General features: G+C 42.5%; 16 protein-coding genes. 15 read left to right on the forward strand and 1 reads right to left on the reverse strand.

The features are described 5' to 3' along the window. Positions 1 to 93: 93 nt before the first annotated feature. The 5 genes from NQ503_RS06750 to ybaK all read left to right on the forward strand — a co-directional run bounded on the left by NQ503_RS06750 (position 94) and on the right by ybaK (position 5,883). The gene (locus tag NQ503_RS06750) at positions 94 to 681 is read left to right on the forward strand and encodes a zinc dependent phospholipase C family protein (RefSeq protein WP_044924864.1); all 588 of its coding nucleotides are present in this window, start codon (positions 94 to 96) and stop codon (positions 679 to 681) included. 181 nt (positions 682 to 862) lie between these two features. Beyond that, a complete protein-coding gene (locus NQ503_RS06755) occupies positions 863 to 2,947 on the forward strand; it encodes a C40 family peptidase (RefSeq protein ID WP_044924903.1) in 2,085 nt (694 codons plus the stop codon). 114 nt (positions 2,948 to 3,061) lie between these two features. Then, a complete protein-coding gene (locus NQ503_RS06760; RefSeq protein ID WP_005422373.1) occupies positions 3,062 to 4,234 on the forward strand; it encodes a transglutaminase domain-containing protein in 1,173 nt (390 codons plus the stop codon). 13 nt (positions 4,235 to 4,247) lie between these two features. Next, positions 4,248 to 5,363, forward strand: coding sequence for a TM7S3/TM198-like domain-containing protein (locus NQ503_RS06765; protein WP_005422375.1), 1,116 nt, complete (start codon positions 4,248 to 4,250; stop codon positions 5,361 to 5,363). A 40-nt stretch (positions 5,364 to 5,403) separates the two neighbouring features. Continuing rightward, positions 5,404 to 5,883 (forward strand): Cys-tRNA(Pro) deacylase, encoded by a 480-nt coding sequence (ybaK, locus tag NQ503_RS06770; RefSeq protein ID WP_005422377.1) that lies wholly within the window; start codon positions 5,404 to 5,406, stop codon positions 5,881 to 5,883. Positions 5,884 to 5,969: 86 nt separating this feature from the next. On the opposite strand, the gene NQ503_RS06775 is transcribed toward ybaK, so the two are convergent. Continuing rightward, positions 5,970 to 7,610 (reverse strand): ABC-F family ATP-binding cassette domain-containing protein, encoded by a 1,641-nt coding sequence (locus NQ503_RS06775; RefSeq protein ID WP_044924867.1) that lies wholly within the window; start codon positions 7,608 to 7,610, stop codon positions 5,970 to 5,972. 211 nt (positions 7,611 to 7,821) lie between these two features. Between NQ503_RS06775 and NQ503_RS06780 the strand changes: the two genes are divergently transcribed. The 10 genes from NQ503_RS06780 to NQ503_RS06825 all read left to right on the forward strand — a co-directional run bounded on the left by NQ503_RS06780 (position 7,822) and on the right by NQ503_RS06825 (position 19,600). After that, positions 7,822 to 8,226 carry an RrF2 family transcriptional regulator gene (locus tag NQ503_RS06780; RefSeq protein ID WP_005422380.1) on the forward strand — a complete coding sequence of 135 codons (405 nt, stop codon included), beginning with the start codon at positions 7,822 to 7,824 and terminating at the stop codon, positions 8,224 to 8,226. 152 nt (positions 8,227 to 8,378) lie between these two features. Then, positions 8,379 to 11,915, forward strand: a complete 3,537-nt coding sequence (gene nifJ / locus NQ503_RS06785) for a pyruvate:ferredoxin (flavodoxin) oxidoreductase (protein ID WP_005422381.1) — start codon at positions 8,379 to 8,381, stop codon at positions 11,913 to 11,915. A gap of 69 nt (positions 11,916 to 11,984) precedes the next feature. Beyond that, positions 11,985 to 14,756, forward strand: coding sequence for a YfhO family protein (locus NQ503_RS06790; RefSeq protein WP_005422383.1), 2,772 nt, complete (start codon positions 11,985 to 11,987; stop codon positions 14,754 to 14,756). Continuing rightward, positions 14,753 to 15,709, forward strand: a complete 957-nt coding sequence (locus NQ503_RS06795; protein WP_055056721.1) for a glycosyltransferase family 2 protein — start codon at positions 14,753 to 14,755, stop codon at positions 15,707 to 15,709. The genes NQ503_RS06790 and NQ503_RS06795 overlap by 4 nt, the downstream gene beginning before the upstream one ends. Positions 15,710 to 15,726: 17 nt before the next feature. Next, on the forward strand, positions 15,727 to 16,149 hold the full coding sequence (locus NQ503_RS06800; protein ID WP_005422388.1) for a GtrA family protein: 423 nt from the start codon (positions 15,727 to 15,729) through the stop codon (positions 16,147 to 16,149). A 32-nt stretch (positions 16,150 to 16,181) separates the two neighbouring features. Then, the gene (gene cobT / locus NQ503_RS06805) at positions 16,182 to 17,234 is read left to right on the forward strand and encodes a nicotinate-nucleotide--dimethylbenzimidazole phosphoribosyltransferase (RefSeq protein ID WP_005422389.1); all 1,053 of its coding nucleotides are present in this window, start codon (positions 16,182 to 16,184) and stop codon (positions 17,232 to 17,234) included. 46 nt (positions 17,235 to 17,280) lie between these two features. Then, positions 17,281 to 17,817 (forward strand): bifunctional adenosylcobinamide kinase/adenosylcobinamide-phosphate guanylyltransferase, encoded by a 537-nt coding sequence (locus NQ503_RS06810; RefSeq protein WP_005422392.1) that lies wholly within the window; start codon positions 17,281 to 17,283, stop codon positions 17,815 to 17,817. Positions 17,818 to 17,827: 10 nt separating this feature from the next. Further along, positions 17,828 to 18,613, forward strand: a complete 786-nt coding sequence (gene cobS, locus NQ503_RS06815; protein ID WP_005422393.1) for an adenosylcobinamide-GDP ribazoletransferase — start codon at positions 17,828 to 17,830, stop codon at positions 18,611 to 18,613. A gap of 14 nt (positions 18,614 to 18,627) precedes the next feature. Then, positions 18,628 to 19,008 (forward strand): bifunctional adenosylcobinamide kinase/adenosylcobinamide-phosphate guanylyltransferase, encoded by a 381-nt coding sequence (locus NQ503_RS06820; protein ID WP_022388897.1) that lies wholly within the window; start codon positions 18,628 to 18,630, stop codon positions 19,006 to 19,008. Then, complete coding sequence (locus NQ503_RS06825) at positions 19,001 to 19,600, forward strand: histidine phosphatase family protein (protein WP_005422395.1); 600 nt, start codon at positions 19,001 to 19,003, stop codon at positions 19,598 to 19,600. The genes NQ503_RS06820 and NQ503_RS06825 overlap by 8 nt, the downstream gene beginning before the upstream one ends. Positions 19,601 to 19,610: the final 10 nt, after the last annotated feature.

A 19,610-nucleotide genomic window follows, 5' to 3' on the forward strand; every position in this document is an offset into this window, starting at 1 on the left:
TTATAAAAACTTTATTTGAATTAAAAAAGTAAATCTGCTATAGTAGATATGGTTACGGTAAACTGTTTTTTATCAGAGAAAGAAGTGTTTATTGTGCGTAAGAAATCACACATATTATTGGCAAGGTATCTGGCAGATCAGATGCCGGCTAATGAAAGTTTACAGTCACATAGAAAAGCATTTTGTCTTGGCAATATCCTGCCAGACATCCAGCCTTCATTTGTAACCAAGAGACATGAGTATTTCGGTACTTTTGATGAGGTTCAGGGTAAGATACGACGACTGGTTCAGTCAGGGGCCGGGTATAATGACAGGGTATTCTGGCGGAGATCCGGAGAGGTCATGCATTATATAGCAGATTATTTTACTTTTCCACATAATAAGACGTTTGATGGTACACTTTATCAGCACAACACCTATGAAAAGCATCTGAAGAACGAGCTGAAAGCATTTGTTCTGGAAGGTAAGGCTGATGTGTATACGGAGAAGGAAATCCATTTTGAGACGCTGAATCAGCTTCTACAGTACATTAAGGAACATCACAGGAGATATCTGAACTGTAAGAGAAATATAGATGATGATATTCATTATATCCTCACTGTGTGCTATCAGGTATTTCAGGGACTGTTTCAGTTATGCAGGAAGAATGGCATAGCAGATTATGCTTATGCAGTTATGTAAATATGAAAAGAATGTGAATTTTATCCAGAAACCGTCGGGGTATTTATCCCGGCGGTTGATTTTTATGGAAGTTTATGCTAAACTAACCACAGTTATTGTGTAAGTGAGTTAGCAGTGAGAAACATACCTTTATAAGGGGAATAAAGATATGTTCTTGACAGAAGGGAGCAATTTTACCAGAATGAAGAACAAATATCTGACCAGAAGTTTATGTGTAACAATTTTATCTGCAATGGTTTTATCCAGTCCGATGTCAGTCATGGCTGCGGATGAGCATATAGAAACTGCAAGCGATTTGGGCGATGGAAGTGGTGAGGTAATCTCTGATGGAAGTGATACACCGGCACCGGAACCGAACACACCGGCACCAGAACCGGACACACCGGCACCGGAGCCAGATACGCCGACGCCAGAACCGGATACACCAACACCGGAACCAGATACGCCGACACCGGAGCCGACTGTGACGCCATCGGATCCAACTGCAACACCGGAACCGACTGTGACGCCATCGAATCCAACTGCAACACCGGAGCCGACTGTGACACCATCGGATCCAACTGCAACACCGAGTCCGGCACCGACAAATGTAACAGAATCTGAAGCTGCAAAGAATCTGGTAGCAAAGATCAATGCACTTGCGAAGGAGACACTTACAGTAAATCATGCGGCAAGGGTAAAAGAACTCAGAGCAGAATATGACAGCCTGCCGGAAGACCAGAAGAAGTTTGTTACAAATTACGATCTTCTTGTTGGTTTTGAAAGCAAGATTGCAGAATTGCAGAAGAATCAGAAGGATGCGGGGAATGCAACAGATATTTCTGATGGAAGTGGAAATGTTACAGGCAAGACAGGAACACCGGTTTATTATGTGTCGAACCTTCATGCAGGCAAAGAATTTTATCTGGACAGTCTGAAAAATAATTATCAGCTTTCTTTTTCTGATGATTTTTCTTCTGTGATGGATGAAATTGAAAAAGAATATAAAGAAAAAAACAAACTGACAGACGTTAGCGACAGCAGGGCTGACGGCCTGACGACTTCAGCAGATTCTCTGCTCGTGCGTAACTGGCAGGATATCCTGGCAATCTATGTTTATGAGCAGAGCCAGGAAGGAAACACGGAGTTCACTCTTGATTCATCAGCGAAGGATGAACTGGCAAAGATCTTTGCTGAGATGAATCCGGTTGTCCGTGATAAAGAAAGCATTACACATGTTTCTTATGGAAACTATCACATTAACCATTATATTAAACAGAATAATATTTCACAGGAAAACAGGACAGTACTTAAGAAATATGTAGAAACAGATTGCAAGCTGCTCTGTGCGATTGTTACAGATGCGAAAGGATTTGTACGTCAGAGTGTCGGGGATGATGTTTCTGAAGAACGTGTAAATGTCATTACTGCAGCATATTCACTGGTAGGTGAAGTTGGATATTTCTGGGGCGGCAAATCAACGCAGATAGGTAAAGACTCCAGTTGGGGTTCTGCCGAAAAAGTATCTGCAGCAGGCAGTGCCAGCAGTGGAACTGTCCGTGCATATGGTCTTGACTGCAGTGGATTTGTTACATGGTCAGTGATCAATGGATATCTGAATCAGGGTATGCAGAGCAGTGTGGGAGACGGTACTTCTGAACAGTGGGAGAATGCCAATGTTGTCAGTGAACAGGATGCACAGCCGGGTGATCTTGTATTCCAGAATGGACCGGAAGCAGGCAGTAATAACCATGTAGGTATTATCTGTGGCAAGACAGATGCAGGCGACTGGATCGCAGTACACTGTTCTTCTAGTAAGAATGGAGTAACAGTTGGAGAAGCTTATGGTGCAAGTTTCCGTTATATCCGTCAGCCTTCCTTCTATCCTACACAGACGGAAGTTGCAGAGATGGAAAACCAGGGTGCAAGTGCAGACAATGCAGAAACAGATCTGATAACGGATAATATAACAACGTCAGCAACACTTGTGGCAGAAACAACAAACTCTCTCAGTGATGGATTGAATGTGAAGGATACAGCAACACATGATACAGCGGAAACAATTACAGCACCTGCTGATGCGGCTGAGGATGTTGAGATAACATTTGAGGATATGAGTGATGAATCCGAAAATCAGACGACTTCCAATTATGCGACGGGTAGTGTGGAAGTGACAGATACGCTGGATGAAATCCTGAATCAGAATGTTTCGGTTTCCGGAAGTTCTGCGGAAATTCTTCCGCAAAAACCGGATAACAGTGATATTCAGGTTACTTTTGAAGATTGATGATAAACAAGGCCGGACGATTCGAAAGAGTCGTTCGGTTTTTTACAGCAAGCTCTTTTATTGATGGCAGAAGTCTGATAATATAAGACTGTACAGAAGATAAGGGAGTGACAGATGAAGAAAAAAAGAAGATTTGGACGCAGAGTTTTCTGCGTTTTGATTGTCCTGTTTATGGGTGTCATCTGGCAGAGTGATCTTCTTTCTCAGGAACCTGCTGAAGTCAGGTCATTAAGAAAACAGGAGATCCTGCAGACCGATGACAATTACAGGGAATATTATTTTGGATTGCTGACAGAAGATGAGAAGAAAATATATCGTGAAATGCTGAGTGGAATACAGGAGAGACAAGATGAGTTTTATCTGACATCTTCGAATGAACAGCTGATCAGCAAAGTTTACCATGCATTGCTGAAGGATCATCCGGAACTTTTCTGGGTGCATAATCGTGAGGAAGTATATACGACTGCGTATAAAGGAACTGATTATTGCAGATTTTCACCTGGATATACGTATACAGATCAGGAAATTCAGGAAATTATGGCATTCATGGAACATGCGCTGGAAGAAGTGAAAGAGCAGATTACACAGGATATGTCTGCTTATGATAAGGTCAAAACAGTTTATACGTATCTGATAGATCATGCAGAGTATGAAGCATCGGGGGATGACCAGAATATTGCAGGCATTTTCTGGAAAAAGAAAGCTGTGTGTGCCGGATATGCGAGGGCGGTACAGTATCTTTTGGAACAGCTTGGAGTTCCGTGTATTTATGTAGAGGGAAATGCGAGGGACAGTGATGAAGGACATGCCTGGAATATCGTAGAAATTAACGGTGAGCAATATTATGTAGATGCTACAAACGGGGATCAGCCGGCATTTCTGGAAGGCGGTGCGGTTTCTCTGGAAGAACATAAGACAACAATTTATGATTATCTGTGTCCTTTTCCACAGGAATATGAGCAATTATATACAGCATCCGATGAATTTCCGGTTCCGGAGTGTACTGCGACGGATCTTAATTTTTATGTGCTGAATCAGGCATGTTTTGATACATATGATGAACAGCAGATTTATGATTTCTGCTGTATGCGTCTTGAGAACGGAGCTGCGGTAGTACGTTTCAAATTTACTTCGCAGGAAGCTTTTGACGAAGCATGTCAGCAGTGGATACAGGAAGGATATGTTCAGAAAGTTGCTGAATACTATCTGAAAATGTATGGGCTCAGTACAGTAGAGTATCATTATGGTATTCTGGATAATCTGAAAACGATATATTTTATGTTTTAGAGGAGATATTTTTATGAATGATATTTTGCAGCAGATTATGAATATGATTGAGAATACGCGGACAGTACCGTCTATATCCAGTTTTTCGATGATCGGTTTTACAGTACTGCTGATTTTTGGAGTGATCAACTGTATTCTGGGATATCGGCTTCTGCGTTTCTGGATGATGCTCTGTGGTTTTGTCATTGGAGCTGGAATTGGATTTGGTGCAGCGTATACCGGTGGTGTGACAGAGAAATATATGTATGCGGTTTTTATGGTTGGAGCGGGTGTACTACTGGCCGTGATCGCATTTGTGAGCTATAAGATTGGAATTTTTATTCTGGGAGCAGGCATTGGAATTGGACTTGGTATTTATGTTTTTCATCCAACTACTTCGTTGGTATTCTTTTTCTGTCTCCTTCTGGGAGTGGGCCTTGGTGTGCTGGCTATGAAGCAGGCGAGAGAAGTTCTGATCATTGGGACAAGCCTTCTGGGAGGTGCGATGGCAGGTTTTTCTGCTGCAAAATTAGGCGGACTGGCGGATATTCCGTATGGTCTGGGACTGAGTGCAGGATTTGCACTTCTTGGAATGCTGATTCAGTTTGCGACAAACAGGCGCAAAGATGATGACGAGGAAGAAGAGTACGAAGAGGATGCGTATAACGATGGACAGGACAGTTCTGATTATGTGGATTTCAGGGATTATATGCCACAGAAATCAGAAAGAAAGGCGCAGAAAGAAGTCAGAAGAACATCGGCACAGAGACAAAATGTGAAGCATACGCCGGGAAGAGCGCAGAACAGTTCTCATAAAGCATCTCGGAGTGCGCAGCAGGTAGATTTCAGACTTGAAAAAAATAAAGGAAGAAAACATAAAAAGGATGCGGTGGCACCTGAATCAGAAAAAACAATTCCGTACCGACCGAGAAAGAGCAGACAGAAAGAAATTGATCTTCCGCTGGGATCTTTTGATACAGAAGATTCCTATCATCCAATGAATGATGACTATGAAGAACCGGTTGTAATTGATGAGGATGAACTGGATGAGGAAGTGCTGAGAGAAATGATGGACGAAGACGACCGGGAGGGAGAAGAACTCTGGAAAAAGATATCCAGACGTGATGATACACATAAAAAAAGAAAGTAATAGTAAAGATGCCGGGTAGAAGGCAGGAAAGAAGGACAACATGGCAAAAGAAGCTAAGACAAATGCGATGAGAATGCTGGATCGTCAGAAAGTGAAATATGAAGCATTTCCATATGAATGTGATGAGTTTATTGATGGACTTCACAGTGCAGATCTGATTGGGGCACCATATGAACAGTCTTTTAAAACACTGGTTATGGAAGGGAAAAGCGGCGGATACTATGTATTTGTAGTACCGATCGAAAAAGAAGTGGATCGTAAGGCGGCTGCGAAAGCAGTTGGAGAGAAGGCTGTGGATATGATCCATGTTAAAGATATTCTGAAAATTACAGGCTATGTAAGAGGCGGCTGCAGTCCGCTTGGAATGAAAAAACCATATCCGGTCGTGTTTGATGCATCCGCGGGTGGGTTTGAAGAAATATATGTAAGTGGAGGCCGCGTCGGACTGACGCTGAAAGTTCCGCTTGCTGCACTTTTGAAAGTGACAAATGGAAAACTGGCGGATATCACAATGAAATAAAAAATACTGTAAACAGTAAGCTGCAAAAGCTCCCGATCATTAAAAACGGGAGCTTTTGTCATGCAGTAAAACTGCAGTATGAAATTCTAGTTATCGGCAGCATCTTCTTCGTTAACCTGGAAGACGTGACGTTTCTTCGCCATTTCGTCGCTTGCCAGATATTCGTCATAGGTGGTGATCTTGTCAATCAGCTTACCGTCAGGAAGGATTTCCATGATACGGTTGGCGGTTGTCTGCACGAACTGATGGTCATGGGAAGTAAAAAGGATAACTCCCGGGAATTTGATCAGTCCATTGTTCAATGCAGTAATAGATTCCATGTCCAGATGGTTGGTAGGTTCATCAAGAATCAGGATATTAGCACCGGAAATCATCATTTTGGACAACAGGCAGCGGACTTTTTCACCACCGGAAAGAACACGTACTTTTTTTACGCCGTCTTCACCAGGAAAGAGCATTCTGCCAAGGAAACCGCGGACATAAGTAGCATCTTTGATTTCAGAATACTGTGTCAGCCAGTCTGTGATCGTGAGATCATTGTCAAATTCCTGTGTATTGTCTTTTGGAAAATATGCCTGAGAAGTGGTGACACCCCATTTGTAACTTCCTTCGTCTGGCTCCAGTTCACCGACAAGGATACGGAAAAAAGTAGTAATGGCCTGTTCATTGGCACCAACAAATGCAACTTTATCGTCATGACCGAGAGTAAAGCTGATATTGTCCAGAACTTTTACGCCATCAATAGTCTTGGAGAGGTTTTCGACCATAAGCACTTCATTGCCGATCTCGCGGTTTGGACGGAAGTCGATGTATGGATACTTACGACTGGAAGGACGCATATCATCCAGCTGGATTTTTTCCAGTGCACGCTTACGGGAGGTTGCCTGTTTGGATTTGGAAGCGTTGGCACTGAATCGGGAAATAAATTCCTGCAGCTCTTTGATTTTTTCCTCTTTCTTTTTGTTGGCTTCTTTCATCTGTTTGATAAGAAGCTGGCTGGATTCAAACCAGAAATCATAGTTTCCGGCATACAACTGGATCTTGCCATAGTCAATATCGGCAGTATGTGTGCAGACCTTATTAAGAAAATAACGGTCATGGGATACAACGATGACAGTATTGTCAAAGTTGATCAGAAATTCTTCGAGCCATTCGATTGCCGGAAGATCCAGATGGTTGGTAGGCTCATCGAGAAGAAGAATGTCCGGATTGCCGAACAGAGCCTGTGCAAGAAGAACTTTGACTTTCTGGCTGCCGGTCAGGTCAGCCATCTGTGTATAGTGGAGCTCGGATTCGATGCCAAGTCCGTTCAGAAGAGTAGCAGCATCAGACTCTGCCTCCCATCCGTTCATCTCTGCGAATTCACCCTCAAGTTCGCTGGCACGGATACCGTCTTCATCTGTAAAATCTTCCTTTGCATAGATCGCCTCTTTTTCCTTCATGATTTCATAAAGTCTGGCATTTCCCATGATAACGGTATCCAGTACGTTGAAGGAATCATATTTGAAGTGGTCCTGCTGCAGGAAGGAGAGTCGCTGGCCAGGAGTGATCACAATATCTCCATTGGTCGGTTCGAGCTGCCCGGAAAGGATTTTAAGGAAAGTAGATTTACCGGCACCGTTTGCTCCGATCAGACCGTAGCAGTTGCCTTCGGTAAATTTGATGTTGACATCCTCAAAGAGGGCTTTTTTGCCAACACGTAAAGTGATATTATTTGCTGAAATCATAAGGTACCTCTTTTCTTCATTATGGTTTCGAATTAAGTTTTCGATCATTGAACAGTAACTGGCCTGTTTTTGGCCATTCATTCCCATTTTACAGTAAAGTGGAGATTTTGCAAGCCTTAAATCATAAAAACATTGAATTTACACAGAGGAATTGCTATAATTTAAGAAAGTTTGCTGGAGAGTTACGGGTAACAGAAAGAGGAAATGGAGTATGTTGATAACCAGAGAATGCGATTATGCTGTGCGGGTGCTCCGCGCAATGGCAGAGGAAAAGAGAGTCAGCGTAAATGAAATCTGTGAAAAAGAACTGATCACAGCACCTTTTGCATACAAAATCCTGAAAAAGCTGCAGAAATCAGGAATGGTCAGAGGGTATCGTGGTGTTCATGGGGGATATTCTCTGAACTGTGATCTTGATCAGATAACACTTTATGATGTTTATACAACGATCGATCCGGGAATGTTTATCATTGACTGCCTGGAACCTGGCTATGACTGTGCCAGGAACAGCGCAGACGGACAGAACTGTTCTGTTCACTGTGAACTCGCGGAAATTCAGGAAGAACTGTGCAGGATGCTGAAGCGAAAATCCCTGAAAAAACTTATAAATGGCTAACTTTTTTGTATGTAAATAGATACAGAAAATGCGTAATCCCGATTGGACAATCGCAATAGTGTATGATATAATAACCAATGGACTTTTAGACCGTTTCAGTGGTCTGAAATAAATAAAAATTTTCATCATACCTTTAAGGAGGAAAACAAACTATGGCAAGAAAGATGAAAACCATGGATGGTAACCATGCAGCCGCTCATGCTTCTTATGCATATTCAGATGTAGCTGCTATCTACCCGATCACTCCTTCATCTGTTATGGCGGAAGCAACAGATGAGTGGGCAACTCAGGGAAGAAAGAACATCTTTGGACAGGAAGTACAGGTTACAGAGATGCAGTCTGAGGCAGGTGCTGCAGGTGCAGTACACGGATCTCTGGCAGCAGGTGCCCTGACAACTACTTATACTGCATCCCAGGGTCTTCTTCTGATGATCCCGAACCTTTACAAAATCGCTGGTGAGCAGCTTCCGGGCGTTATCAATGTATCCGCTCGTGCACTTGCTTCTCATGCACTTTCCATTTTCGGAGACCATTCCGACGTTATGGCCTGTCGTCAGACCGGATGTGCAATGCTCTGCGAATCATCTGTACAGGAAGTTATGGACCTGACACCAGTTGCTCATCTGGCAGCAATCAAAGGTAAAGTTCCGTTCATCAACTTCTTCGATGGATTCCGTACATCTCACGAGATCCAGAAGATTGAAACATGGGATTATGAAGATCTGAAGGATATGGCAGATATGGATGCTATCCAGGCATTCCGTGACCATGCACTTAATCCGAATCATCCATGTCAGAGAGGTTCAGCTCAGAACCCTGATATCTTCTTCCAGGCAAGAGAAGCATGTAACCCGTTCTATGATGCTCTTCCGGCAGTAGTTCAGGAATACATGGACAAAGTTAATGAAAAGATCGGAACAGATTACAAACTGTTCAACTACTATGGAGCTGAGGATGCTGAACACATCATCATCGCTATGGGTTCCGTAAACGATACAATCGAAGAGACAATCGATTACCTTGCAGCAGCAGGCAAAAAAGTTGGTGTTGTTAAAGTTCGTCTTTACAGACCATTCTGTGCACAGGCACTGATCGATGCTATTCCGGATTCTGTAAAACAGATCAGCGTTCTTGACAGAACAAAAGAGCCAGGAGCACTTGGCGAGCCTCTGTACCTTGACGTTGTTGCTGCATTAAAAGACAGCAAGTTTAAAGATGTTAAGATCTTTACAGGACGTTACGGACTTGGTTCCAAAGATACTACACCGGCACAGATCGTTGCAGTATATGAGAACACAACAAAAGAAAAATTCACAATCGGTATCGTTGATGACGTTACAAACCTTTCTCTTGAAACAGGTGCTCCGATTGTTACAACACCAGAAGGAACTACAAACTGTAAGTTCTGGGGACTTGGAGCTGATGGTACTGTAGGTGCTAACAAAAACTCCATCAAGATCATTGGTGACAATACAGATATGTACGCTCAGGCATATTTTGATTATGACTCCAAGAAGTCCGGCGGTGTTACAATGTCTCACCTTCGTTTCGGTAAGAAACCGATCAAATCCACATACCTGATCCACAAAGCAAACTTTGTTGCATGTCACAATCCGTCCTATGTAAACAAATATAACATGGTTCAGGAACTTGTTGATGGTGGTACATTCCTTCTTAACTGCGCATGGGATATGGAAGGACTTGAAAAACATCTCCCGGGACAGGTAAAAGCATTCATCGCTAACCATGATATCAAATTCTACACCATCGACGGTGTTAAGATCGGTATCGAAACTGGTATGGGACCAACACGTATCAACACAATCCTTCAGTCTGCATTCTTCAAACTTACAGGAATCATTCCGGAAGAGCAGGCAATCGAACTGATGAAAGCAGCTGCAAAAGCTACTTACGGACGTAAAGGTGATGACGTTGTTCAGAAAAACTGGGCAGCTATCGATGCCGGTGCAAAACAGGTTGTAGAAGTTAAAGTTCCGGAAAGCTGGAAAGATGCAGAAGATGAAGGTCTCTTCATGGCTCATGCAACTCACGGTGCTCAGGAAGCTCAGGACTTCGTAAACAACATCCAGTGCAAGATCAATGCTCAGGAAGGTAACACACTCCCTGTATCTGCATTTACAGAATATGTTGATGGTACTACACCATCCGGAACTGCTGCATACGAAAAACGTGGTATCGCAGTAAACGTACCGGTATGGCAACCAGAAAACTGTATCCAGTGTAACCGTTGTGCATATGTCTGCCCGCACGCAGCAATCCGTCCGGTAGCACTGACAGAAGAAGAAGCAGCTAACGCTCCAGAAGGAATGGCTACTCTTCCTATGACTGGTATGAAAGATTATAAATTCACCATGACTGTATCAGCTTATGACTGTACAGGATGTGGTTCCTGTGCAAATGTCTGCCCAGGCAAGAAAGGTGCAAAAGCCCTTGCTATGGAAAACATGGAAGCAAACGCAGGACTTCAGAAATTCTTCGATTATGGAAGAGAACTTCCGATCAAAGAAGATGTTATCGCTAAATTCAAAGAAACAACTGTTAAGGGAAGCCAGTTCAAACAGCCTCTGCTTGAGTTCTCCGGAGCATGTGCAGGTTGTGGTGAAACACCTTACGCTAAACTGATCACACAGCTGTTTGGTGACAGAATGTACATTGCAAATGCTACAGGATGTTCCTCTATCTGGGGTAACTCTTCACCGTCTACACCATACACAACAAACGCTAAAGGACAGGGACCTGCATGGGCTAACTCACTGTTCGAAGATAACGCTGAGTTTGGTTATGGTATGCTTCTTGCACAGAGAGCTATCCGTGATGGCCTTAAAGCAAAAGTTGAAGCTGTTGTAGCAGATGGCAAAGACGAAGCAGTTAAAGAAGCTGGCCAGGAATGGCTGGATACATTCGCTGTTGGAGCAACCAACGGTGCAGCAACAGACAAACTGATCGCAGCTCTGGAAGCATGTGGATGCGACGCTGCTAAAGAGATCCTTGCTCAGAAAAACTATCTGTCCAAGAAATCCCAGTGGATCTTCGGTGGTGACGGATGGGCTTACGATATCGGCTTCGGTGGTGTTGACCATGTTCTTGCAAGTGGACGTGACATCAACGTAATGGTATTCGATACAGAAGTTTACTCCAACACAGGTGGACAGTCTTCTAAATCTACACCAACAGGTGCTATCGCACAGTTCGCAGCTGGTGGTAAAGAGACTAAGAAGAAAGATATGGCTTCCATCGCAATGAGCTATGGATATGTATACGTAGCACAGATCTCCATGGGTGCTGACTTCAACCAGACTGTTAAAGCAATTGCTGAAGCAGAAGCTTATCCGGGACCATCCCTGATCATTGCTTATGCTCCATGTATCAACCATGGTATCAAGAAAGGTATGGCAAAAGCTCAGACAGAAGAAGAACTGGCAGTTAAATGTGGATATTGGCACAACTTCCGCTTCAACCCGGCAGCAGACAAGAAATTTGCTCTGGATTCCAAGACACCGGATATGGAAAACTATATGGACTTCCTGAATGGTGAGGTTCGTTACAACTCCTTACAGCGTCAGAATCCTGAAAAAGCAGCTAGACTGTTTGCTAAGAACGAATCTGAAGCAAAAGCTAGATATGCATATCTGAATAAACTTGTAGCTATGTACGGCGAAGAAGAATAATTCAGAGTCAAAGCCGCGGTACTTTATGTACCGCGGTTTTTTTCTTTAGAAAAAAAGGACAGGTACAGCATGAGTAAAATGAAACATAAAGAAACACGCATCAAATGGAAAAATGCAGATTTTTATTTGCTTTATACAATTGCTTTTGCAGGAATAGCCCTTTTTCTGTATATGCGATTCTACCTGAATGGGAAATCTCTGATATGGAGTCATGACGGTGTTCCTCAGCATCTGAATTCACTTGCGTATTACGGAAGATATCTCAGAAAAATTTTGCACACCTTGTTTATAGAACATAAACTGTCAATTCCGATGTGGGATCTGAATATTGGATATGGATCTGATATTCTGACAACATTACATTATTATGTGATCGGTGATCCGCTGACATTGCTGTCGGTATTTTTCAAATCATCACAGACAGAATTTTTGTATGAATTTTTGATTTTTTTGAGAATCTATCTGGCAGGAATTGCCTTCAGCAGATATGCTTTTTATCATAAAAATTCAAAACAGGCTGTATTCATGGGATCTATGATTTATGTTTTTGCCGGATGGACGATTTATGCAGCCATGAAACATCCGTACTTTTCGAATCCGATGATCTATCTGCCATTTATACTGATGGGAATTGATAAAATATATAAAAAAGAAAAACCATATATTTTTATCTGGTCAGTCGCACTGGCAGGTCTGTCGAATTTTTACTTCTTTTATATGCTCGGAATCTTTATGGTGCTCTATGCAGCAGTTCGATATTTTGAACAGTTTGAGGATCGTTCCTTAAAAAATATAGGAAGATGGCTTGGGACTTTTTTTGTGTATTCGATAATCGCAGTCCTGATCGCAGCAGTGATCCTTCTTCCGGTAATTCTTCCGGTTCTTGGAACAGACCGGTTTAAAGCCCAAAACTATGTTCCGTTATTATATGATAAAGTTTATTATGAAAAATATCTTGGATGTCTGATTGGAGAAAACATGATCCAGTGGGGAGTTGCAGGATTTACTGCAGTTTCTATGACAGGTGTCTTTGTACTGTTTTCAAAGCGAAAAAAATATACAGCATTGAAAGTGGGATTTGTATTGCTGAATGCTTTTTTGCTTCTGCCTTATGCCGGACATGTGTTAAATGGATTTTCCTATGTCTCAAATCGATGGATCTGGGCGTATGGGATGCTGATCGCGTACATCTTTGTAAAAATATATCCGGAATTGTTTACACTGACTCTGAAGGAAAAAAGAAAGATATTTGTTATGCTTCTCATATACTGTGGAATTGCATTGCTTCCTGATGCGGCGCGCACACAGCGAAATATGATGGCGGTAATTTTTCTGGTAGCAGCAACGTTTACTGTATTGTCGTTTGGTTCTTTTTTTGTGAAAAAAAGAAATCTTACGATTATGGTGTCTGTTTTTCTGATCGCCGGAATTTTGTTTAATATTTATTATCAGTATTCTTATGAAAAAGATTATCTGTCAGAATTCACTGAGCAGGGAGAAGCATTGGATAAACTGGAGACAGGGACAGATCTTGCAGTCTTAGATACAGAAGATTCTTCGCTGTATCGTTATGATCAGATGGGAACGCATACTTATGAAAACTCGTCCATGCAGATGGGAACCAACAGTGCATCATATTATTTCAGCGTCGCAATCGGAAATATCAGTAATTTTTTTGATGAAATGTATCTGAATACGCCGAGAGAAGATCAGTACGATAATCTGGACAGCAGAACGATCCTAGATCGTCTGGCTGCTGTAAAATATTTTGTTGTCCGTGCGGGAGAAGAGGAATATCTGCCTTATGGATACAATAAAATGGCGGGCGAAGCAGAGAAAAATGGGAAAACATATCGAGCATACGAATGTGACAATGCACTTCCATTTGGCTATACGTATGATTCTTATATTCCGAGAGAAAAATATGAAAAAATGTCTGTGATTGAGAAACAACAGGCACTGCTGCAGGGAGTTGTGCTGGATGAAAGTTCACTTCCGGAGACAGTTCTCACCCTTAATGATCGTGAAGTTCCGTTTAAAATTATTACCGGGAAAGGCTGTCAGGAGAAAGACGGAAAACTGATCGTTACAAAAGAAAATGCGCAGGCAAGACTGGTGTTTGATGGTCTGGACGAAAGTGAAACTTACCTGATCACAGAAGGGGTAAACTATGAGGCACTTTCTCCGAGAGCAATGATCAGTGATAAAAAATGGAAAAATATGTCAATTTACGAACAGAATCAGGTGCTTCATGAGAACAGCAGTTGGCGTTACTGGAAGAAAAGTCAGAAAGCGTATATTGATGTGACCGGAAAGTTTTTAAACAAGACAATCCGTATTTATACAGATAAATATAATGCATACAGTGGAAAACATAATTTCCTCTGCAATGCAGGATACAGCCGGATGGGGAAAAATTCACTTACACTGACATTTCAGAATACAGGAGTGTATTCTTATGATGATCTGAAAGTGGTCTGCCAGCCTGTAACAAAAGTGGATGAACAGGTGAAGAAACTAGGAGAAGAATCTCTACAGGATGTAAAAGTTGAGGAACATGAACTGACCGGAAAAATTTCTGTATCAAAACCGAAAGCGCTTGTGATCGCACTTCCATACAGTACAGGCTTTACTGCCTATGTGGATGGAAAGAAAACAGATATTAAACAGGCAAATACCATGTATATGGCATTGAACCTTGCAGAAGGAGAACATGAGATCCGGCTTACCTATCATACACCGTATCTGTATACAGGGCTCTGCTTGACTTGTGCGGGACTGTTGTGCTACATTGGTGTGGTGTTGATTTACAAAAAGAAAAGAGGAAACAAAAAAGGATGAGTATATTATCAGTCGTACTTCCGGCTTATAATGAAGAACAGATGGTTGGCAAGACCTGCCGGGTGCTTCATGAAGTCCTGTCAGGCGCCGGAATTTCTTATGAACTGGTTCTTGTCAATGATGGATCAAAAGATAACACATGGAATGAAATATTAAAAGCCGGGGAAAAAGATCCCAATATCCTTGGAGTCCATTTTTCACGTAATTTTGGGAAAGAGGCAGCTGTTTTTGCAGGACTTGCACAGGCATCCGGCGATGTGGTGGCAGTTATGGACTGTGATCTTCAGCATCCGGCAGAAACACTGATTGAAATGTACCAGAAATGGAAAGAAGGGTACGAGGTTATTGAAGGTGTAAAAAAGAGTCGGGGAGAAGAGAGTTTTCTTCATAAAGAAAGTGCCGGCTTCTTCTATGGAATCATGTCAAAAGCAACAAAAGTAGATATGCAGAATGCTTCTGATTTCAAGATGATGGACAGAAAAGTAGTGAACAGCATTCTGTCACTTCCGGAGCGGAATATGTTTTTCAGAGCAACATCTTCATGGGTGGGATATAAGACAACCTATGTGGAATTTGAAGTGCATGAACGTGAAGCGGGAGAGTCCAAGTGGTCTACATGGTCGCTGATTAAATATGCTTTTACAAACATTGTTGCATTTACGACGGCTCCGCTTCAGTTTGTTACGGTTGGTGGAGGAATCTGTTTCGGGTGTTCTCTGATCATGATCATTTATTCACTGATCCAATATTTCAGAGGTCAGGCGATAGAAGGTTATACAACAACGATCTTGCTGCTGCTTCTGATCGGAAGTGCGATTATGCTGAGTCTTGGTGTGATTGGTTATTACCTTGCAAAGATCTATGAAGAAGTGAAACATCGTCCGCGATATATTGTGTCACAGATTGTGCGTGGAAACAAAGATGTAACGGGCAGTGTCAGACATGATGTGTAATATACAGGAGAAATAAAATGAAAAAGATAAAAGAACTGATTTCATTCTGCTACGGGAATGATGTGGTCAGATATGTGTTTTTTGGTGGATGTACCACACTGGTGAATCTGGTATGTTTTTATATATTGTGGAATCTCTGCCACTTAAATCTGAATATCGCAAATGTAATATCAATTATTGTGGCAATTATTTTTGCATACATAGTTAACTCAAAATATGTATTTCAGGATAAATGTGAGACATTGCGTGATCATATCCGGCCATTTTGCAAATTTATCAGTGCACGTCTTCTGACAATGGTAATTGAGGTTGGAGGTGTCTGGCTTCTTTGCGAAAAAATGGGAATGAATGGAATGGTTGGTAAATTCTGTACCCAGTTTATTGTACTTGCACTGAATTATGTATTCAGCAAATTTTTTGTATTTACTACAGGAAAATAATAAAATACAGATCAGATCTGGAGGAAATAAAAATGACACTGGAAGAAACACTGGCTCAGATAAAGCCTTTGGACAAAAATGCAATGGATGTTGCCGCAAAACGCTGGGACAGTATTGCGAAACCCCTGCATTCTCTTGGAAAAATGGAAAAACTGGTGATTCAGATTGCGGGAATCACCGGCAATCCGGATATGAAAATTCAAAAACGTGCTCTGGTACCAATGTGTGCAGATAATGGGGTGGTGGAAGAAGGTGTAACCCAGACCGGTCAGGAAGTGACTGCGATCGTTGCTGAAAATTTCCTTTCCGGAGATACGTCGGCATGTGTTATGAGCCGCCAGTGTGGAACGAAGGTTATTCCGGTGGATATCGGAATGGCTGTTGATACAAAAGTTTCAAAAGAGTTGAAAGTTGCTTATGGAACAGCCAATATGACAAAGGGACCTGCGATGACGAGAGCACAGGCGGTACAGGCATTGGAAGCAGGTATTGAGATGGTTCGCAGACTGAAAGAAGAAGGATACGGGCTTCTGGCAACCGGAGAAATGGGAATTGGAAATACGACTACAAGCAGTGCAGTAGCATCCGTGCTTCTGGATCGTTCTGTGGAAGAAATGACAGGGAGAGGGGCCGGTCTTTCCGGAGATGGACTGAATCGAAAAATCAATGCAATCAGAAAAGCAATTGAAGTGAATCAGCCTGATCCGAAAGATGCGATCGGTGTCCTTGCAAAAGTTGGTGGTTTTGATATTGCAGGTATGGCAGGGATGTTCCTTGGCGGAGCAGCACTTGGAGTGCCGGTGGTGATCGATGGATTTATTTCCTGTGTTGCAGCATTGATCGCACAGCGTATCTGCCCACTGGCGGGCGAATATATGATCGCATCTCATGTTTCAAAGGAGCCGGCTGCACGTCTGATTTTGGAAGCTCTCGGAAAAGAAGCTGTTATTCATGGGGAAATGTGCCTCGGTGAGGGCAGCGGAGCGGTTACACTTTTTCCGTTCCTGGATATGGGAATTGCTGTGTATGATTCCATGAGCACATTTGAAGATATTCATGTGGAACAGTATGAGGAACTGGTGTAAATAAAAACGGATAAGTGTACTTATATAAGAAGGAGCTTGTATAAAGATGATGATTCTTGTCACAGGAGGAAGCGGAAGCGGAAAGTCTGCTTTTGCGGAAGATTGTGTTGTTTCTTTTGGAAAAACAGACAGGATTTATATAGCAACCATGTATCCTTTTGATGAAGAAAGCAGGAAACGTGTGCAGCGCCATCGGAAGATGCGGCAGGGAAAAGGATTTGAAACAGTCGAATGTTATACAGGTCTTGATAAGATAAGGATCCCGGAAAACTGTACAGTGCTTTTAGAATGTATGTCGAATCTTGTTGCAAATGAGATGTTTCAGGAAGAAGGAGCACATGAGAATACTGTTGAGGCGGTGTTAAAGGGTGTGCGGCATATCAGAGAACAGGCGGGAAATCTGGTGATCGTTACGAATGAGATATTTTCTGAGGCAGCAGATTATCAGGGAGAGACAGAACTTTATCAGGAATATCTCGGACAGATTAACCAGAAGATAGCTGAAATAGCAGATCAGGTGGTTGAAGTAGTTTATGGAATCCCTGTATATCATAAAAATAAACTCCTTTCTGGAGAGGGTTAAGGAAGTGTAAATGATGAAAAGTCTGTGGAACAGTTTTAAGATTGCCTTTGCGATGTTTTCAAAGATACCGATGCCCCAGGCAGACTGGTCGGAAGAAAATATGCGTTATATGCTCTGCTTTTTTCCGTTTGTCGGTGCAGCTGTCGGGGTGGTCATGCTTGGCATGGAATGGCTCTGCTGTTATTTTGGAATGAGTAATGGATTTATTGCAGTGGCACTGGTACTGGTACCGGTAATTGTAACAGGAGGAATTCATGTAGATGGCCTTCTGGACACATCTGATGCTCTGAGCTCCTGGAGAGACAGAGAAAAACGTCTGGAGATTCTGAAAGATTCTCATGCAGGTGCGTTTGCGGTCATTACAGCATGTGTATACTTTTTGACTATGTATGGCGGAATGAGTCAGATCGTGGAACAGGATAATCGTAAAATGTTATATATTCTGGCAACTGGTTATATGGTGTCCAGATGTCTGTCGGGAATTGGTGTTATTACTTTGCCGAAAGCAAATGCAAGCGGTACAGTGGCTGAATTTTCACGTAAGGCACAGGATACAAGAGTACGGAATATACTGATTATTTATCTTGTGCTGCTCACCGGATTTATGTTCTGGATCCAGCCGGTATGGGGAACAGCAGTAATCGTGACGGCCCTGCTTGTATTCTGGTTCTACCGGCACAAGGCTCTGAAATATTTTGGTGGGACGACAGGAGATCTTTCTGGATATTTCCTGTGTCTCTGTGAGGTATGGATTGTGCTTGTTCTGGCGATTATTACAGTAGTCTATAAAATTTGATGAGGAAAGAACATATGAAGATGATCATTGGCGGTGCTTTTCAGGGGAAGGCGGCTTTTGCAGAAAAAAAATATCCGGAGATTGAATGGGTGAATGGCGCTGATGCAGACTGGAATTCGATTCAGAATGCAAAGGGAGTTGTGAATTTCCATGAATTTATCCGTGCTGAAATGAAAAAAAATGAGGATGTCAGTGATCTGGCAGAGAAACTGATCCAGTGTAATCCGGGAGTACTCCTCGTATCGGACGAGGTGGGATATGGAGTTGTACCAATGGATGCATTTGACCGCGCCTACAGAGAGGCTGTTGGCAGAATCTGTACAAAACTTGCTGCGTACAGTGATGAAGTAACACGCGTTGTATGCGGAATCGGGACGGTGATCAAACATGATTAAGATCTGGCTGATACGTCATGGTATGACAGAAGGAAACCGTCATCAGAGATATATTGGAGTGACGGATGAACCGCTGTGTCCAGAAGGAATCGAACGACTGAAAAATATTACATATCCGAAACCACAGGCAATATTTGTGAGTCCGCTCAGACGCTGCCAGGAGACTGCGGAGATTCTTTTTCCGGAGCAGAAAGTCCGTATTATAGACCAGCTTGCGGAATGTGATTTTGGCGCTTTTGAGAATAAGAATTACAAAGAGTTAAGCGATGATCCCAGATACCAGGCATGGATCGACAGCAATGGAATCATGGCATTTCCGGGAGGAGAAAGCAAAGAAGAATGTGCGGCACGTAATCTGGAGGGATTTCAGAGGGCAGTGACGACCTGTATCAGGGAAAATATTTCTGAGGCAGCGCTTGTCGTTCATGGAGGTACGATCATGAATATCATGGAAGCATATGCTCTTCCGAAAAAAGAATTTTATGAGTGGCATGTCGGTAATGGCTGCGGCTATCTGGTGGAACTGGAGCCGGCCCTCTGGAAGAAAGACCGGAGAGTCCTTCAGGTGCTGGAGACAAGAAATAAACAGTAATATTATGACT

The organism is Blautia obeum ATCC 29174 (assembly GCF_025147765.1).
Taxonomy (GTDB): Bacteria; Bacillota; Clostridia; order Lachnospirales; family Lachnospiraceae; genus Blautia_A; species Blautia_A obeum.

Bases quoted from the DNA above. Each gene is read 5' to 3' on its own strand.
- NQ503_RS06755 (WP_044924903.1), top strand. From the start codon at position 863: ATGAAGAACAAATATCTGACCAGAAGTTTATGTGTAACAATTTTATCT.
- NQ503_RS06760 (WP_005422373.1), top strand. From the start codon at position 3,062: ATGAAGAAAAAAAGAAGATTTGGACGCAGAGTTTTCTGCGTTTTGATT.
- NQ503_RS06765 (WP_005422375.1), top strand. From the start codon at position 4,248: ATGAATGATATTTTGCAGCAGATTATGAATATGATTGAGAATACGCGG.
- ybaK (WP_005422377.1), top strand. From the start codon at position 5,404: ATGGCAAAAGAAGCTAAGACAAATGCGATGAGAATGCTGGATCGTCAG.
- NQ503_RS06775 (WP_044924867.1), bottom strand. From the start codon at position 7,610: ATGATTTCAGCAAATAATATCACTTTACGTGTTGGCAAAAAAGCCCTC.
- NQ503_RS06780 (WP_005422380.1), top strand. From the start codon at position 7,822: ATGTTGATAACCAGAGAATGCGATTATGCTGTGCGGGTGCTCCGCGCA.
- nifJ (WP_005422381.1), top strand. From the start codon at position 8,379: ATGGCAAGAAAGATGAAAACCATGGATGGTAACCATGCAGCCGCTCAT.
- NQ503_RS06790 (WP_005422383.1), top strand. From the start codon at position 11,985: ATGAGTAAAATGAAACATAAAGAAACACGCATCAAATGGAAAAATGCA.
- NQ503_RS06795 (WP_055056721.1), top strand. From the start codon at position 14,753: ATGAGTATATTATCAGTCGTACTTCCGGCTTATAATGAAGAACAGATG.
- NQ503_RS06800 (WP_005422388.1), top strand. From the start codon at position 15,727: ATGAAAAAGATAAAAGAACTGATTTCATTCTGCTACGGGAATGATGTG.
- cobT (WP_005422389.1), top strand. From the start codon at position 16,182: ATGACACTGGAAGAAACACTGGCTCAGATAAAGCCTTTGGACAAAAAT.
- NQ503_RS06810 (WP_005422392.1), top strand. From the start codon at position 17,281: ATGATGATTCTTGTCACAGGAGGAAGCGGAAGCGGAAAGTCTGCTTTT.
- cobS (WP_005422393.1), top strand. From the start codon at position 17,828: ATGATGAAAAGTCTGTGGAACAGTTTTAAGATTGCCTTTGCGATGTTT.
- NQ503_RS06820 (WP_022388897.1), top strand. From the start codon at position 18,628: ATGAAGATGATCATTGGCGGTGCTTTTCAGGGGAAGGCGGCTTTTGCA.
- NQ503_RS06825 (WP_005422395.1), top strand. From the start codon at position 19,001: ATGATTAAGATCTGGCTGATACGTCATGGTATGACAGAAGGAAACCGT.